Source organism: Scytonema sp. PCC 10023, assembly GCF_963920835.1.
Lineage (GTDB): Bacteria > Cyanobacteriota > Cyanobacteriia > Cyanobacteriales > Nostocaceae > Kalymmatonema.
The window spans coordinates 1-17,527 of sequence record NZ_CAWUDP010000015.1 but is presented as its reverse complement, the minus strand read 5'-3'; the positions used below and the strand labels follow the sequence as shown (position 1 = coordinate 17,527).

Sequence of the window (17,527 nt, the reverse complement as noted above, 5' to 3'; positions counted from 1 at the left end):
ACCTCTGTCTTAACGTGAGTTCGACGGAATTAAAAAACAGCAGCAGGTAGTGGTGGGGCGATGCAGAAACTGCCACCTTCTCCTATCAAACACGCACTCGCGTTCGGTGTACGTACTTATGGTTGATAGGAGTGATGCGATCGCTCCCGACCATCCTAACTTTACGCTTTTATCTAGAGAGTGAAAATGTCTTGACCAGGGGTCAGCAAATTGTCAGGATCGTAACGTCGCTTGGCATTTACCAATCTGCTCCAGGCTGAACCAAAATGCTGCTGCCAATCCAAGTGAGAAAATTTAATAGCGTCTACGGGATAGCGAGTACCACCAATATCACGGTTTTTCTCAAAAAATCTCCGATTATCATCAAGCATTTTGCGAATCGTAGCATCATCAAGCGGTGCAGTCCGTAGAATAGAAAAGAGAAACACAACCTGCTCATTGGGTGTCCGAAATAAAGGCAGCTTAAAACGATCAGTTTTGACAGGGTACAGCAGAATTGGACTATTTCCTGTATCAGCCAGTGTCAAAGTAGAAACCAGATCGCCAACATATTGTTCAACGGCTGTACTCGGTACGAAAAGGTTAATCCAAGGATGAGGGTTAGACCAAACACCAATGGATTGGAGGAAAGCAACAGTGGGAGCTAAGCGATTGAGAAAGTCGAAATAAGTCTTATCTTCAATTTGTTCGGTGCCCCGAGTGTAGCTTAAGGAGGCAAGTAAACTGGTGTTGTCTGGCTGATTGGGTGGGGTGTAAAAGCTAGCTGCTTCTAACATATAACGCCACCCTCCACTAGTATCGGATACTACCTGACCTTCTAAATAATTGAACCGTTCATCTTCAATAAGTAAGCGTTGGTCATGAGTAAATGTAGCCAAATCATCGTAAGACAAAAGAAACACACGGGCATGGGTAAAGGCTTCGATGAGCCGAATTGTTGCCTGTACTATAATTCCACACTGACCCAAACCAGCTAGCACTGCTTCAAATAAATTGCGGTTTTTATCGAGGGAACAAGTTTCTAGCTTACCCTCACCTGTCACAACCTGAAGAGATACTACATTATCAACCTGTACGCCATAGCGATGACTCGCACCGCCGATACCGCCTACTGACAAGGTTCCTCCAATTGACAGTTCGATGTAATCGGTGAGGACTGGTGGTGTTAATTGTTGCTGTAGCGTTGCTTGCAATAGCTGACTCCACACTACCCCTGCGTCAACAACAGCCTGTTTTGCACTAATAGAATGGATTTTGTTTAGTGTACTCATATCAATGATTACACCCTCTTCTACTTGTGCCTGACCGTAGCAGGTGTGACCCTGACCGCGTGCGGCAACCTTAAGGCTGTGAGTACGAGCAAATCTGATAATGTTGACGATATCATCAATCGAATCTGGTTTAAGTACAGCTTTTGGGTAACGATGCACTAGGTGACCAAAGTCATCACTCACATTTGCGCGTGTGACATCATCAGTGTAAAGTACTCCATCTAAATGCGGCAGGTTGACAAACGAGTGTGCTGCGCTAGCAGATGTTGCCCACGAACAATTTACTGTATCAAATCCAACGACAACAGCACTGGCAATTAAAGCTTGCAAAATATTGCGACGCGAGGCATTATTCTTCATGTTTGAATTCTCTTACAAGTGTATTGCTTCAAAATCAATCTTCATTTGAAGGCGATCGCCTGATTTTGCTCTCTTGACATTTCTTTAGAAATAGCGTTCGGTTTAAGCCATAACAAAAATAAAGAGTCCCAACTAGGGTTAAGAACTGTAAGCTAATTTCTCTTCACATCTCCTCATTGTTTTTCATTTTGAGTAGGGTTTTCCGAAATTAACTGGTCAACATATTCTCTAAGTCGTTCTTGCCAGTTGGGTACGGCTTTAAGTTTTTCTAGTTGTCCCTGACGTAATCTAACAGTCAATGGCTTTGAGTCCAAAGGTGTGTCACCGATAGGTTTAAAGCCCAGTTTATTATTTTTTTGGAACTGCCCTTTTCTCGGCATTGACATTTTGTATATAACGTTAGTATACTAACGTTATATACCATTTAAAAAGTCGAATCAATGCTGCTAGGTTTCAAGACTGAATTGAAACTGAATAACAAACAGCGTACACAGTTGTTAAAGCATACGGGAGTGGCACGTCACGCTTGGAATTGGGGACTCGCGTTAACAAAACAGATTTTAGACCACAATAGAGTTAATCCTGGTTCCAAAATTAAGTTTCCCACTGCTATCGACCTGCACAAGTGGCTAGTAGCACTGGTGAAACCTGAAAATGAATGGTACTACGAGTGCAGTAAATCTACACCGCAACAAGCATTGATGGCTTTGCGTGAAGCGTGGAAGCGATGTTTTAACAAGACTGCTGGTGTTCCAAAGTTCAAGAAAAAAGGTAGACGTGATTCTTTCACGCTTGAAGGTACTGTTAAAATCTTAGGCAACAATAAAATTCAAGTGCCTGTAATTGGTGTCCTCAGAACCTACGAAAGACTACCGCAAGTATTGACTAAATCATGCACCATTTCTCGTCAAGCCGATAGATGGTTTATCAGCTTCAGGTTTGATGTAGAGGCTCAAAAAACAGATAAGACAAGTGTTGTAGGTGTTGACCTCGGTGTTAAAAATCTTTGCACCCTCAGCACTGGTGAAGTCATAGCTGGAGCCAAGTCTTACAAAAAATATGAAGCGAAATTGTCCAGAATGCAGTGGTTGAACCGCCATAAAATCATCGGTTCAAACAACTGGAAAAAAGCGCAGATGCGGATAGCTAGATTGCATAGAAAGATTGCCAATATTCGCAAAGATACATTACACCAAACTACCACACTACTGGCTAAGAACCACGGCACGGTAGTTATCGAAGACTTGAATGTTTCCGGAATGATGGCTAATCATAAGTTGGCTAAGGCAATTGCTGATATGGGATTTTATGAGTTTCGTCATCAGTTGAGGTACAAGTGTGAACTGTATGGTTCCAACTTGGTAGTCGTTGACCGATGGTTTCCTAGCTCCAAAACTTGTTCAAATTGTGGAACCAAGAAAGAAACACTCACTTTGGATGAGCGAGTGTTCTCTTGTGACCATTGTGGATTTGAGATTGACCGTGATTTAAACGCAGCAATCAATCTTAGTTTGTACGTATCCGGCAGTTAGTCGGTGAGAGCCTGTGGACTGGTTGATGCCGACATCGCCAGAGTGAAGCAGGAATTAAACGAAATTCAAGACCATCAACTATAGTTCCAGTTATCTTTGTATAGAAAAGAGTATAGTTGAATAGTTTTGAGTAGGCTTTATATAACGGAAGTAAATTATTGCACCCCATACATTACAAAGACGCTACACTTGTCTTGAGTGTTGATATTCTCTAATGGCTGGTTTGGCTGCTTACACCTATTTACCTCAAAAACCGTCTCTTGATATTTTTCCTAAAGACTTACCTGCTCTACCTCCTGCTGTTTTTTAATTCCGTCGAACTCACGTCATTTTAGTGTGAGGTCTACTGTGTCTGAAGCTCCCGTATTAGATAAAATTATCAAAAATGTGCGGGTAGTTCGTCCCCATCATGATGCTGTCGAACTACTTGATTTAGGAATTAAGGATGGAAAATTTGCTCAGATTGCTCCTAATATTAGCCCAGACACAGGCAAAGAGGTATTGGATGGTAAAAACCTGCTGGGCTTTCCTGGGGTCGTGGATGCCCATATGCACATCGGTATCTATCAACCCCTCGACAAAGATGCTGTGACTGAAACCAAAGCAGCCGCAATGGGGGGAGTCACAACTAGTCTCAATTACATCCGTACAGGACAATATTATCTCTACAAAGGCGGTTCCTACCGCGATTTTTTCCCAGAAGTACTGGCGTTATCCGCAGGTCATTTTTTTGTTGATTATGGGTATCACGTCGCACCTATAGCTAGCCAGCATATCGACGAAATACCTCTACTGTTTGAAGAACATGGTGTATCTTCGTTTAAAATCTTCATGTTTTATGGGGGCTATGGGTTGCATGGTTTGTCAGACCAGCAAAACCTCTTTTTGATGATTAATAAAGAGGAACGGTACGACTTCGCCCATTTTGAATTTATTATGCGCCGTCTCACTCGCTTGATGGAAGAACATCCAGAAGCACGAGATACTATCAGCTTGAGTTTGCACTGCGAAGTTGCAGAAATTCTCAACGCCTATACCAAAATAGTTGAAAATGATTCTAGTCTGAGCGGACTGCACGCCTACAGTGCAGCGCGTCCCCCTCATTCTGAAGGATTAGCAATTTGCATTGCTTCCTATTTGGCACATGAGACGAACTGTGCAAATATCAATTTGTTGCACCTGAGTTCGCGTAAGGCAATGGAAGCAGCTTTGACTATGCAAACTGCTTTTCCCCATATCAATTTTCGGCGAGAAGTTACCGTCGGACATTTGCTATTAGATGTTGATACCCCTGCGGCTACTTGGGCAAAAGTAAACCCCCCTATTCGTCCGCGTGCCGATGTGGAATACTTATGGCAAGCAGTACTCAACCATGAGGTAGATTGGATAGTGAGTGACCATGCTTGCTGTTCTGCCGAACAAAAAAGAAGTGCTAAAGACCCAAATAATATTTGGTTGGCAAAGTCTGGTTTTGGTGGTACAGAATATTTACTTTCTGGTGTATTTAGTGAAGGTCGTAAGCGGGGAATGTCCTACAACCACATGGCTAAGTTGCTATCTTGGAATCCGTCGCGGCGCTTTGGTTTGTTACAAAAAGGAGATATTGCCATTGGCTACGATGCTGATTTAGTACTGGTAGATCCAAATGAAACCTTTGTGGTACGTGCTGCTGAATCGGAGTCACAACAAGGTTACACACCCTTTGAAGGGGTAGAGTTAACCGGACGAGTGAAAAGTACCTTTTTACGTGGAAATCTTATCTACAATAACGGACAGGTTCTAGGTTCACCCACTGGACGTTATTTAAAAAGATGTTAGAGGAATCTCCGCAGAAATTTTGTTGCTTAAAATCTTTATTAATTACTATAGCGGTTTGCAATTGGGTAAGGTACACCAAAGAAATAATCAACCACAGATGAACACAGATAAACACAGATAAATCTGTACTTCATTCAATTGAGTTGCGCTATATTTACCAAGAAAAGGAGTTGTGCTATGTCTGCCATTCGAGAGGAAATGCCTGTACTTACCCGCCATGAAGGAGATTGGGTAGGTACGTATACAGTGGTTGATACAGAAGGAAATATCCTCGACAAACATAATTCTCATTTAACTTGCCAGTTTCCAGAAGACGGTTCCTACTCCTACTACCAAATTAATCGCTATAAATGGTCTGATGGAAAACAGGAGGAACACCAATTTCCGGGAAACTATCGGGACAAGAAGATATGGTTTGATACAGAGCGCATTGAAGGAAAAGCCTGGGAAGTAGATGATGCAACAATTATTTTGTGGTTTTCCTACAAGACTATGCCAGATATGTACTTGTATGAAATGATTAATCTCAGTCCTTGCAATAACTATCGTTCACGTACTTGGCACTGGTTTAAGAATCATCAACTCTTCCGGCGCACCCTAATCCAAGAAGAACGTCTACGATAAGAAGAAGTTAAGCGATCGCCCAAAGGGCAGATGCTGCTAGGCGTATCGCAGATGATTTATAAAGCAATACAGTTGCTGTTAATCATGTTCAATCCTCGAAGATCCCCCCAACCCCCCGATGCATTGGGGGGCTTTATTCCCCCCTTTTTTAAGGGGGGCTAGGGGGGATCAACTCTTATCGGCAACCGTATTGATTTATAAAAAATCAAGCGAGCCAAAACCACCGAGGATGAGGCTCGTAGCACGGCGCAGAGACTCATCTGTACTTCAGGCGGTGGATGCAGGCGAGCGGTTAGCCCTTTAGGGGCTTTGATTTTTTGGCTCAGGCAAGGTATCAATCAAATCTTCAATAATTTGAGTAATTGTTTTATCTTTTTCGACTGCTAATAAACGTAGCTTATTGATTCTGCGTTCAGTAATCCGAATATGTAAATCTTTTTTTCCCATATTGTGTACATTTTGCGAACAGAATAATGTTAGCATAGATTCCGTTGATTAAATTAAGGAGGTGAAGAGCCCAGTGCTGGTTTTAGAGTACAAGGTGAAGGGCAAGAAACAGCAGTATCGAGCTATCGATGAGGCTATTAGAACTACTCAATTCATCCGTAACAAAGCTATTAGATATTGGATGGATGCACCACGAGAAGCAAAGATTAACAGGATAACCTTAAATAACTACTCGACAGCACTGCGTAAAGAATTCAAATTTGTAGAAGAATTAAACTCAATGGCTTGTCAATCTGCGACTGAAAGAGCATGGTCAGCTATTGATAGATTTTACGGTAACTGCAAGTCTAAGAAGCCTGGGAACAAAGGCTTTCCTCGCTTTCAGAAAGATAACCGTTCGGTTGAGTATAAGACCAGTGGCTGGTCACTACATCCCACAAAACGACGCATCACCTTTACTGATAAAAAAGGTATCGGAGAAGTCAAGCTATTAGGGAAGTGGGATATTCACACCTACCCTGTGAAGTCAATCAAACGAGTTCGACTAGTCCGTAAGGCTGACGGTTACTATTGTCAGTTTGCAATTGATATCGAGGTAAAATCTGAATCCAGAACGGCTGATGGTGAAATCGGTCTTGATGTTGGGTTAGAGTTTTTCTACTCTGATTCCAACGGGCATCACGAGGAGAATCCCCGTTTCCTTAGAAAAGCCGAAAAAGCTATTAAACACGCTCAACGTCAAATTTACAAAAAGGAGAAAGGTAAAAACCAACGACGAATAGCGCGAGCCGGATATGCCAAGAAACATTTAAGAGTAAGTAGGCAAAGGACAGAGCATTCCAAGAAACTGGCGCGAACCTTATGCAAGCTTAACAGCTTAGTCGCCTATGAAGATTTAAATGTGAAAGGCATGGTAAAGAATCACTGTTTAGCCAAGTCCATTAATGATGTGGCTTGGACTCTGTTTCGTCGTTGGCTAGAATATTTTGCTGTTAAGTTCAATACTCAAGTTGTAGCTGTCAATCCTCGAATGACATCTCAAAAGTGTTCGGATTGTGGAGCAATTGTGAAAAAATCTCTTTCAACTCGTACTCATAAATGTAATTGTGGATGCGACTTACAAAGAGATGTGAACGCAGCAATAAATATTCTGAATCTTGCAAAAGCTAGGGATGGGCAATCCCGAAGTAACGCTACAGGAGTCGCAACCTCTACTCTTCTTGGCGCAAGCCTGGTTGAGCAAGTGGCGACGTAGAGTGTAGAATCCCCGTGTCTTTAGACCGGGGAGTGTCAAATTCTGATTAGGTGTCAGCAGCATCAACTTATCCACTCAGGGCATAGAAATGGGAAAGAATTCCAGTAACCGTGCTAATAAAGGATTAACGGAAGTTTTACTCGGTTGTCAGTGGCTGAAAACTCAAAAACTGCTAGTGGATATGCCGCCCTTGAGTGTTAACACTGGGAAAATGAAATTGAATCGTATAACCTCTTTTGATTTTATGAGTCATGGGTAAATGCTTATCGGTACTTGATAAAATTTTGAACTATTACCCATTAATTTCTTTCTTCAGTTCCAGATTAACTAAAGTTAGCAAGGAAAAGGCATGGCAAAAAGTGACAAAATAAATTTCTCTACCCCCAGTGGTTTTCCAGAATTTCTTCCTGGCGAAAAGCGTCTGGAACTATATTTACTTGATACAATCCGGAGAGTTTTTGAAAGCTATGGATTTACACCTATAGAAACTCCCGCAGTAGAACGCTTGGAAGTTTTGCAAGCTAAAGGCAATCAAGGCGACAACATTATCTATGGGCTTAATCCCATTCTGCCACCAAATCGCCAAGCGGAAAAAGATAAGGCGGGTGAAACAGGTGCGGAAGCAAGAGCTTTAAAATTTGACCAAACAGTTCCTCTGGCGGCGTATATTGCTCGTCACCTCAATGAATTAACCTTTCCCTTTGCTCGCTACCAGATGGATGTCGTGTTTCGCGGAGAAAGGGCAAAAGATGGTCGATATCGTCAGTTTCGTCAGTGCGATATTGATGTAGTCGCCCGTCGCGAACTCAGCTTGCTCTACGATGCTCAGATGCCTGCTATTATCACTGAAATATTTGACGCAGTTAATATCGGTGATTTTCTGATTCGCATCAACAATCGTAAAATTCTCACTGGGTTCTTTAAGTCCGTAGGGATTGAAGAAACCAAAATTAAATCTTGTATTGGCATTATTGATACTTTGGAAAAAGTCGGTGAGAAGAAGGTAAAACAGGAGTTAGAAAAAGAAGGTATTTTAGCAGAGACAAGTCAAAAAATTATCGATTTTGTTCATATTAATGGCACAGTTGATGAGGTACTAGATAAGCTCAAGTACTTAGCTCAAACAACACCAGAAGCTGAGGAATTTAGTCTGGGAGTGACGGAGTTAGAAACAGTTATTTCTGGAGTTCGCAATCTCGGAGTTCCGGAAAATCGTTTTTGTATTGACTTATCCATTGCTCGCGGTCTTAATTATTATACGGGTACAGTGTACGAAACAACCCTTATAGGACATGAAGCTTTGGGCAGCATTTGTTCTGGCGGTAGGTATGAAGAATTAGTGGGGATGTTTTTGGATGAGAAAATGCCTGGGGTGGGCATTTCTATTGGCTTAACTCGCTTAATTAGTCGGTTGATCAAAGCTGGTATTCTCAGTTCCTTCGCCGCCACACCAGCGCAAGTGATGGTGGTGAATATGCAAGATGATTTGATGCCTGTTTATTTGAATGTGTCGCAAAAGCTACGTAAGGCTGGAATTAATGTTATCACGAATTTTGAACAGCGACCTTTGGGCAAACAATTTCAACAGGCTGAAAAACAGGGAATTCCATTTTGTGTGATTATTGGTTCTGAGGAAGCAGCAGCGCAAAAGGCTTCTTTCAAAGATTTAAGAACACGGGAGCAGGTGGAGGTAGTGTTGGAAGATTTGGCGGAGGAAATTAAACGAAGGCTTGCGTAATACCCCACCCCTAGCCCCTCCCCGCAAGCGAGGAGGGGGAAAGTAAGCGGGTAGGGGTTCTTCCTGGTTTACTTACCGCAAGCGAGGAGGGGGAAAGCAAGCGGGTAGGGGTTCTTCCTCGTTCCCAGGTTCCACCTGGGAATGCCTTCAGGGAGGCTCTGCCTCCTAAAATATACTAGAGGCAGAGCCTCTGGCAAGGCGTTACCAGGCTCAGCCTGGTAACGAGATGAAACGCACCGTCTTAATGAAGTGATGGCTATTAACGCAGTGTACGCATAGGAGGCTGTAGAGTCATGAATTCCGCACACGAAGAAGAGGCAGATGACTTTTTGCATGCAGCGTCTGTGCCGGAGGATTGGGGTGGAGATGGTAGAGGGCGCATGAACTTGTCGGGAAGGCGCACAGCAATCTCTAAAGAGTACGTACCTCGCCAGTACCAATACTTTGACACGAATACCGTGGCAGAAGAAGACGGGTGGCGAGTCAGTGGTATGCCAGAGAACGTAGTACCCGGAAAACGTAAGTTGATCACGTGGCATGACTGTGGTGCATCTACTTCAAAAGTGTTGCTACCGCCCCAGTTTGAAGCACCGTCAGGCTTATTTACTGCCGATCTGGAGATTTTCGTGCTTAAGGGTACAATCCAATTGGGTGAGTGGCAGCTCACCAAGCATGGCTACTCCTTTATCCCCGCAGGAGTCAACGTTGGACCTTGGAAAGTGCTAGGTGGTGAGGAAGCAGAAATCCTCTGGATGGAGAACGGTCCTGCTCCATTGAAATATAAAAATGCACAAAAAAATTATCCAGATGCTAGGGTAAGGGATTTCATTCCAGCATTGGATAGTAAATTGCTACCGTGGGGCAAGACAGATACAGTTCAATTTGAGGTAGCAAAAAAGAAGTACCTAAGGAAAGATGGTAACGGAGGTGGAACATGGCTGCTTGCCATCTTGCCACATTTTGACAACAGGCATTCAGAAATCCAATGTTATAACGAAGAGGGGTATTGCCTAGCCGGATACTGTGACATAGGAGATTACCGATTTGTAAAGGATCATTTTGGCTATGTCCCTAGCTTTACCACCTCTCCTAGACACATAACGGATGATGGCTGCTTATTCTTCATCCGAGTTGATAGGGATTTATCAAAACTTGCAACAGTCTTGTCATATGCACCTAGAGATGCATATGGATTGTAAGCAGCTTAAAACACCTATTTTTTCGTTCCTCGTTCCCAGATTCCACGTGGAAATGCCTTCAGGGAGGCTCTGCCTCCTAAAATATACTAGAGGCAGAGCCTCTGGCAAGGCGTTACCAGGCAGAGCCTAGTAACGAGATGAAGAACATTTATAAGAAATGATTTCAAAAACCTATAAAAAGCTAATAGCAAAACAATTTGCCCAAGATTTCAAATCAGCTATTGAAATCATAGAACTTCCCATTCCCGAACCTGCACCAGATGAAATTGTCATTCGCAACAAATTTGCTGGAATTAACGCCGGGTTTGACACTTTAATTTGCCGAGGCGAAGTTCCCTACGTTATAACTCCTCCCTTTGATTTAGGAGTGGAAGCGGTGGGAGAAGTTGTAGCCATTGGAGATGATGTCAAAGATTTCCAAGTTGGTGATGCTGTAGTCACTACCGTGCGTGGCGGAGGTTATCGGGAGTACCAAGCGATAAATGCGAACCTTGCAATCAAGGTGCGTGAAGCAACGCCAGAGGTGCTAACCCTGATGCCTACTGGTGTATCAGCAATGGTAGCCTTAGAACAAGTGGGGGAAATGAAAAGCCAAGAAGTTGTCTTGGTGACAGCGGCGGCGGGTGGAACCGGGCATATTGCGGTGCAACTGGCAAAGTTAGCGGGTAATCATGTGATTGGTACTTGTGGTTCGGATGCGAAAGGAGATTTGCTGAGAGAGTTGGGATGCGATCGCATCATCAACTACCGCACACAAAACCTCAATCAAGTCCTCAAGCAAGAATATCCCAATGGCGTTAACCTAGTTTTTGAATGTGTAGGTAAACAAGTCTTTGATACCTGTGTGGATAATTTAGCAGTTCGCGGACGTTTAGTTGTGGTTGGTTTCGTTTCCGAATATGCTAAGAATATCGAGCAAGTGACACAACCGCGAATCTATCACAAGTTGTTCTGGAAAGCAGCTTCGGTGCGGGGATTTCTCATGCCCTTGTATAAAGAATATATGGTTGAGGCACGCGATCGCCTGTTAAACCTGTTCTACACAGACAAGCTAAAAGTTGCTGTTGACTCAACTCCATTTCACGGCATAGAATCTATTCCTGCTGCTGTCGAATACCTGCTTAGTGGTCAAAATTGCGGCAAGGTAGTCGTTAGATTTTAGGTAATGGTCATATATTTAGCAGTTTGACACTCTCCCGACTACCGAAATATCGCGCTTGCTCATTTCGGTAAAAAGTCGGGAGATTCTTGGTTCCACGAGTCCACTTAGATTAAACTCCTTGCGGTATCGCGCCCCAGAGGTGGTTCTCTCCCCAAGCGTTAACTTTCGGAGGCAAGAGCGGTAGTTGGATTGCCCCAAAATTTGTTTGAGTTTAATGCTGTTCGTCTAGTTCCCATGTAGACGCGAAGCGGCTTCCCGAAGGGTAGATTTTACCTATTCCTGGGTAAGAACTAGAACTATGGAATAGAACCGCATATCTTCAATTGTCAAGGTGAGCGCGTCTGCGTATTAGGCAGCAATTGGGTTTTTTAAGTGGTTGATTACCCTTCCACTACAAGTATATTATCATGTTGGCGGCAATTAAAATTGCCCGTAGCGGCAGTCTCCTATCTCAAAGATAAGGAGTTTTGCGCCTATCGCGTAGGGTGATAAAGGAAGTCACAATGGCACAAGAGTCAGAGAATACTTTAACAGTTGCTCATCAAGCATTTGAACACTTCCAGCATGGATTGGCAACAGGCGAGTGGAACCAGTTCTTAGATATGCTCACAGAAGACTTTAGCTTCTGGTTTCCAATGGGAGAATTCCACGGGTTGAATCAGGGAAAAGAGAAAGCCAGAGAATTTTTCCAATATGTTTCTCAAGCTTTTAGTTCTGGACTAAAGCTGACTTCGCTAGATCACGTTACTAGTAATGAGACAACAGTTGTTTTTGAGTTCCGCGATGAGGGACTGTTGTTTGGAGAACCTTACAAAAATCGGGTTGCGGTTTCCTTTGATGTACGTGGAAACAAAATTTGCGGCTATCGGGAGTACTTTGGCAGCGATGGCAAATCGAATTAAAATCGTATCATAAGTTGAATCACAGAGGTAATTTGTCATGCTGAGCGTAACGTAGTGGAGCGAAGCATCTGGTGAGATTCTTCCCTTCGGTCAGAATGACATATTGGAACGTAACTTGGTATTAGTTAGTTTTTCTCAGCATTTTTTTGATTGAGTTCTCTGCACTTAGCCTCCGCAGCTTGATAAGCCTCTAAGTAGCTTTTGTCACCCAACATTACGTTTCCGTAATACTCGTATGGTGGATCACCATAGATTGGCAGAGGGTCGTCTTCTGGATAATCTTCTTTAGATTCTTCTATGATTGCTTTCAGTTCTTTTACGGTTAAGCGTTGTGCTGGAAAGTACCAAATTTCTTGAGCGTTCTTGTTCAAGTACGGTAGTGTTGGATCGACTATGCTATTTTCCAGTTCAATCCAACCGTGTTCGATAGGTTTGTATGGCTTACCAGCAAAAGCTAAAAAGCCTTGTACATAAATTGCTCCCTGCGTCGCCAATGCTGCTCTGTAAGCATTCTGAAACTGGGTTTTAGGCTTGCTTTTTACGCGTTGGGCAACTTCAACAGAAAGCGCTTCATCCAATGGTTTGTTCATGAACAGTGAGGATTAAGCAGCAACTCCAACATACTAGCACCGTAGTAAGCACTTTAGTGCTTTTCAACGTGTAGTCAGCTAAACGCTCAAGCGCTCATTACAACAGATAACTCTAGGGATAAGAAAGGGAAGAATAAGTTATCACCTTGGAGGAGCACTAAAGTGCTCACTACAAACGTAGTAAGCACTTTAGTGCTTAAAATAATTATGTACGAATATCGTCAACTCACACCAGAACAAAAAGCTGAAGTCGTTCGCCAGCGCTTAAGTCGTGGCTATCCACCCCACTCGCCACCCCATCCAGTGCGAGATCAACCCTTTTACCTGTTGACGGCGGCTTGTTATGAACATCAGCATTATCTGCGCTGTGAATCTCGCCGTCAGCAACTGCTAGATATGATATTCGAGAGATTTATCAGCAAAGATGTCACAATCTGTGCTTGGGTTATTTTGCCAAATCACTATCATCTTTTGGTGCATATTGTAAATTTTGATGTATTGAGTGAGTTATTTCGCCGCATTCATGGTTTAACTTCTCGCCAATGGAATCTTGAAGAAAATGTAACTAAGCGAAAAGTTTGGTACAGGTGGAGCGATCGCGCTATTCGCTCAGAACGACATTACCATACAACTCTTAACTACATACATTACAACCCAGTGAAACACAATTTCGTTAAGTCTCCTTACGACTGGGAACATAGTAGTGTTCACTGGTATTTCCAGACTTATGGACGGCAATGGTTACGTGATTCTTGGACAGAGTATCCAGTGCGAGATGATGATTATGATTGGGATACGTAACAAGCACGTAACAAGCACGTAATAAAAACGTAGTAAGCACTTTAGTGCTTTTAAACGCGTAGTAAATTAAGCGCTAAAGCGCTCACTACAACTTCTTAAGTTCTTCATCTGTAAACGGATTCTTGCCAGCGCGTAAATCTTTCACCCACCGTTGCCGTTGTGATTTTATATCCTTATCATCAGTCTGAGCAATATATGCCTCAAAATCCTCAATTGCTCTTTGAGTATTACCTGTCAGCGCCCTAGCCAAGCCGCGACTATCGCGAATTTTTCCATCGTTAGGAGCAAGCTGCACAGCTTTTTCACAGGCAAACATGACATCAGCAGCACGACGATGCAAGCTACCATACCAGCAGAGTGAGTCCCAAGAATCAGCGTCAATTTCCACTTCTGGATCTAGCTGTTGGGCTTGTGTGTAAGCTGCGATCGCTTCTTTTAGCTTACCCTCTTTTGCAAGACTCTTTCCTTCTGCAACCAAGCGCTTAGCGTTTCCTTTGTTAGCAAACTCTTGTGCTTTTGCTTGCAAGTCAAATTTTAAACGAGAATCCCACATTTGTGCTTTGCGGAACTTAGCGACGGCAGCATCAATATCACCGTTTTGCGCTAATTCCTCACCTCGCGCAACTAGGGCTGGAACTGCTTGCACGAGAATAGATTGCGTTTGGCATTCCTTAAGTTCTTCGAGTACATCAGTATGGGTAGTCAGGTAGTTATTGAGCCAATCGCAACCATCTCGCACTAAATTATCTAAATCAAAATTCCATAAAATTACTTTTGTGTCATCACTACCACTAGCTAAAATTTTGCCATCCGGACTGAAAACGACGCTCCAGACGTCACCACTATGCCCACTGAGCGTTTTAAGTGGTTTCCTCGTCGCCACGTCCCAGAGTTTGATGGTGTTGTCATCACTACCACTAGCTAAAGTTTTACCATCCGGACTGAAAACGACGCTCCAGACGGCACCACTATGTCCACTGAGGGTTTTAGGTTGTTTCCTCCTCGTCGCCACGTCCCAGAGTTTGATGGTGTTGTCATAACTACCACTAGCTAAAGTTTTGCCATCCGGACTGAAAACGACGCTCCTAGCTACACCGCTATGTTCAGTGAGGGTTTTGAGCGGTTTGCCTGTCGCCACGTCCCAGAGTTTAATAGTGTTGTCATCACTACCACTAGCTAAAGTTTTGCCATCCGGACTGAAAACTACGCTCATGACTGCACCGCTGTGTTCAGTGAGGGTTTTGAGCGGTTCGCCTGTCGCCACGTCCCAGAGTTTAATAGTGTTGTCATAACTACCACTAGCTAAAGTTTTACCATCCGGACTGAAAACTACGCTCATGACTGCACCCCTATGCCCACTGAGGTTTTTGAGTGGTTTGCCCGTCATCATATCCCAGAGTTTAAGAGTTTTGTCATAATTACCACTAGCTAAAGTTTTGCCATCCGGACTGAAAACGACGCTCCTCACCAAAGTGCTATACCCACTGAGGTTTTTGAGTGGTTTGCCCGTCATCATATCCCAGAATTTGATGGTTTTATCAGAACTACCACTGGCTAAAGTTTTGCCATCCGGACTGAAAATCATGCTCCAGACTGCACCACTATGTCCAGTGAGGTTTGTGAGTTTTTTATCTGTCGCTACATCCCAGAATTTAATGGTATTGTCATAACTACCACTGGCTAAAGTTTTGCCATCCGGACTAAAAACGACGCTCATGACCGAACTGCTATGCCCAGCAAGGTTTTTGAGTGATTTGCCCGTCGTCACCTCCCAGAGTTTAATGGTGCTGTCATAACTACCACTAGCTAAAGTTTTGCTATCCGGACTGAAAACGACACTCGTGACCGAACTGCTATGCCCAGTTAGGGTTTTGAGTTGTTTGCCCGTCGCCACATCCCAGAGTTTAATGGTCTTGTCATTACTACCACTGGCTAAAGTTTTGCCATCCGGACTAAAAACAACGCTCCTGACCTCTTTAGTATGCCCAGTGAGGTTTTTGAGTGGTTTGCCCGTCGTCACATCCCAAAGTTTGATGGTGTTGTCATTACTACCACTGGCTAAAGTTTTGCCATCGGGACTAAAAACAACACTCCTGACCTCTTTAGTATGCCCAGTGAGGGTTTTGAGTGGTTTGCCCGTCGTTACATCCCAAAGTTTGATGGTGTTGTCAGAACTACCACTGGTTAAAGTTTTGCCATCCGGACTGAAAACGATGCTTGTGACTAAACTGCTATGCCCAGTCAGAGTTTTGAGCGGTTTGCCTGTCGTCACATCCCAGAGTTTGATGTTCTTGTCATTACTACCACTGGCTAAAGTTTTGCCATCGGGACTGAAAACGACGCTCCAAACGGAACTGCTATGCCCAGCAAGGGTTTTGAGTAGTTTGCCCGTCGCCATGTCCCAGAGTTTGATGGTGTTGTCAGAACTACCACTGGCTAAAGTTTTGCCATCCGGACTGAAAACGACGCTCCAAACGGAACTGCTATGCCCTTGTCTACGGTTACGTTCTCTATAACCATATTCTTGCGGCTGTAGGTAGACTGCTTGGTGTAAGGCTATCGTCGTTAGTGTACGGATATTTGCTGTTGCCCAGTCTGCATTTTTTAATTTTCCTCTTGCCTTTAAAGCTTCTACTAGAGCATCTAAAGTTTTACCAGAGGCAAAAAACGCTTCTGAAGAATTAATTAATGCTCTAATTTCGCTAATTTCCGCTTTTTTTCTTTGAGTGTCTGCCTGCGATGCCACCACAGCTAACACCAGTACCGCAGCAACTGAACTAACCAAGGCGTGTCTGAAAAAACTATTTAGCTTTTGTTCACTGAGCTTTCTTTGCTTTCTCTCCTTTTCTAGTTCCACCATTAACTCTGTTAACTTTGGTTCTTGTTGCTGGCGGATAAAGGCAGCTAAATAATCATGCACCAGTTGATAGCGGTTTGCCGGATTTTCTCGCAGCAAAACCACTAAGCCAGATTCGACAAAAATCTCTAAAACCAAATCTAACTTGCTCACTTCTTTGCTCAAATCTGCTGCTAACGCTTGCAAATCCCGTTCTATTTCAGCACGAGTTTTTAGCGGACGAGTCCCCTTTTCATCCGTCAGCAAATACAGCACAAATTCCGCCGTTTGCCTATTTTCTTCGCCGCAGTCCTCAACGACTGCATTTAGGTAGCGTTTTACCAGTTCTTCCTTTGTGCCACACTCCCGATATTTTGCCAAAGTTGTGATGTCTTCCGTTTGCAGTTGCGCCCCCACCACCTGCAACTCAATCGGGCGCACTTCGCCCAGTTCCCGCGCTAAATCCTGCACCAGTTTGCCAACTAAAGCAGGTTCTAAATGAAAATTAGCACGCTCTGTTAATTGCTCAATAATTGACTTGGCATAAGTCGGTGAAAAATTCCCCAACTTGTAAAGCACATGATTGCTGAGAATATCATTACTAATAATCTTCATGCTGGGCAAGTCGTTGCACTCCAGCAAATAATGCAGGTAATCCACCCGCAGCGACAAAATCACCTTCACCGACAGAACGTTGAGACACTCGCCCACAAATTCAAAAAATTGCCGCCTTTGCTGTGGTGCGATGTCAACAAAGAAAAATTCTTCAAATTGGTCAAAAATCAGTACTGGACGCAGATTCTGTGTTTCACACTGTCGCAATTGTTCCAAAAGCGCAGTTGGGGAGTGAGGCGTTTGAGTGTCTGATACTCGCGCTTGAGTGTTTGACACTCGCCGTTGAGTGTTTAATACTCGTGGTTGAGTGTTTGATACTCGCGGTTGAGTGTTTGATACTCGCGGTTGAGTGTTTGATACTCGCGGTTGAGTGTTTG

13 protein-coding genes and 1 pseudogene are annotated in these 17,527 nt (G+C 43.6%); 9 read left to right on the top strand and 5 right to left on the bottom strand.

The window, feature by feature from the left end; all coding sequences use genetic code 11:
* Positions 1-173 precede the first annotated feature (173 nt).
* Both ACM0OZ_RS11405 and ACM0OZ_RS11400 read right to left on the bottom strand, forming a co-directional pair.
* Positions 174-1,631, bottom strand: a complete 1,458-nt coding sequence (locus ACM0OZ_RS11405) for an FAD-binding protein (RefSeq protein WP_414582955.1) — start codon at positions 1,629-1,631, stop codon at positions 174-176.
* Positions 1,632-1,804: 173 nt separating this feature from the next.
* Complete coding sequence (locus ACM0OZ_RS11400; RefSeq protein WP_414582954.1) at positions 1,805-2,011, bottom strand: hypothetical protein; 207 nt, start codon at positions 2,009-2,011, stop codon at positions 1,805-1,807.
* 60 nt (positions 2,012-2,071) lie between these two features.
* On the opposite strand from ACM0OZ_RS11400, the gene ACM0OZ_RS11395 reads away from it, so the two are divergent.
* The 3 genes from ACM0OZ_RS11395 to ACM0OZ_RS11385 all read left to right on the top strand — a co-directional run bounded on the left by ACM0OZ_RS11395 (position 2,072) and on the right by ACM0OZ_RS11385 (position 5,605).
* A complete protein-coding gene (locus tag ACM0OZ_RS11395; protein WP_414582953.1) occupies positions 2,072-3,163 on the top strand; it encodes an RNA-guided endonuclease InsQ/TnpB family protein in 1,092 nt (363 codons plus the stop codon).
* Between the two features lie 348 nt (positions 3,164-3,511).
* Positions 3,512-4,981 carry an amidohydrolase family protein gene (locus tag ACM0OZ_RS11390; protein ID WP_414582952.1) on the top strand — a complete coding sequence of 490 codons (1,470 nt, stop codon included), beginning with the start codon at positions 3,512-3,514 and terminating at the stop codon, positions 4,979-4,981.
* A gap of 177 nt (positions 4,982-5,158) precedes the next feature.
* A complete protein-coding gene (locus ACM0OZ_RS11385; protein WP_414582951.1) occupies positions 5,159-5,605 on the top strand; it encodes a DUF3598 family protein in 447 nt (148 codons plus the stop codon).
* 300 nt (positions 5,606-5,905) lie between these two features.
* On the opposite strand, the gene ACM0OZ_RS11380 is transcribed toward ACM0OZ_RS11385, so the two are convergent.
* The gene (locus ACM0OZ_RS11380; protein WP_414582950.1) at positions 5,906-6,052 is read right to left on the bottom strand and encodes a hypothetical protein; all 147 of its coding nucleotides are present in this window, start codon (positions 6,050-6,052) and stop codon (positions 5,906-5,908) included.
* A 73-nt stretch (positions 6,053-6,125) separates the two neighbouring features.
* On the opposite strand from ACM0OZ_RS11380, the gene ACM0OZ_RS11375 reads away from it, so the two are divergent.
* The 5 genes from ACM0OZ_RS11375 to ACM0OZ_RS11355 all read left to right on the top strand — a co-directional run bounded on the left by ACM0OZ_RS11375 (position 6,126) and on the right by ACM0OZ_RS11355 (position 12,308).
* On the top strand, positions 6,126-7,307 hold the full coding sequence (locus ACM0OZ_RS11375; RefSeq protein WP_414582949.1) for an RNA-guided endonuclease InsQ/TnpB family protein: 1,182 nt from the start codon (positions 6,126-6,128) through the stop codon (positions 7,305-7,307).
* Positions 7,308-7,656: 349 nt separating this feature from the next.
* Positions 7,657-9,045, top strand: coding sequence for a histidine--tRNA ligase (hisS, locus tag ACM0OZ_RS11370; protein ID WP_414582948.1), 1,389 nt, complete (start codon positions 7,657-7,659; stop codon positions 9,043-9,045).
* Between the two features lie 293 nt (positions 9,046-9,338).
* Positions 9,339-10,244, top strand: a complete 906-nt coding sequence (locus tag ACM0OZ_RS11365) for a DUF4437 domain-containing protein (protein ID WP_414582947.1) — start codon at positions 9,339-9,341, stop codon at positions 10,242-10,244.
* 157 nt (positions 10,245-10,401) lie between these two features.
* Entirely contained in the window at positions 10,402-11,406 is a 1,005-nt protein-coding gene (locus ACM0OZ_RS11360; protein WP_414582946.1) for a zinc-binding dehydrogenase, read from the top strand.
* 503 nt (positions 11,407-11,909) lie between these two features.
* Positions 11,910-12,308 (top strand): nuclear transport factor 2 family protein, encoded by a 399-nt coding sequence (locus ACM0OZ_RS11355; RefSeq protein ID WP_414582945.1) that lies wholly within the window; start codon positions 11,910-11,912, stop codon positions 12,306-12,308.
* 125 nt (positions 12,309-12,433) lie between these two features.
* On the opposite strand, the gene ACM0OZ_RS11350 is transcribed toward ACM0OZ_RS11355, so the two are convergent.
* Entirely contained in the window at positions 12,434-12,898 is a 465-nt protein-coding gene (locus ACM0OZ_RS11350) for a hypothetical protein (RefSeq protein ID WP_041032806.1), read from the bottom strand.
* 207 nt (positions 12,899-13,105) lie between these two features.
* On the opposite strand from ACM0OZ_RS11350, the gene ACM0OZ_RS11345 reads away from it, so the two are divergent.
* A complete protein-coding gene (locus ACM0OZ_RS11345) occupies positions 13,106-13,699 on the top strand; it encodes an REP-associated tyrosine transposase (RefSeq protein WP_414582944.1) in 594 nt (197 codons plus the stop codon).
* An 85-nt stretch (positions 13,700-13,784) separates the two neighbouring features.
* Here the strand turns inward: ACM0OZ_RS11345 and ACM0OZ_RS11340 are convergent.
* Positions 13,785-17,527: pseudogene (locus ACM0OZ_RS11340) on the bottom strand (hypothetical protein); the annotation flags it as partial.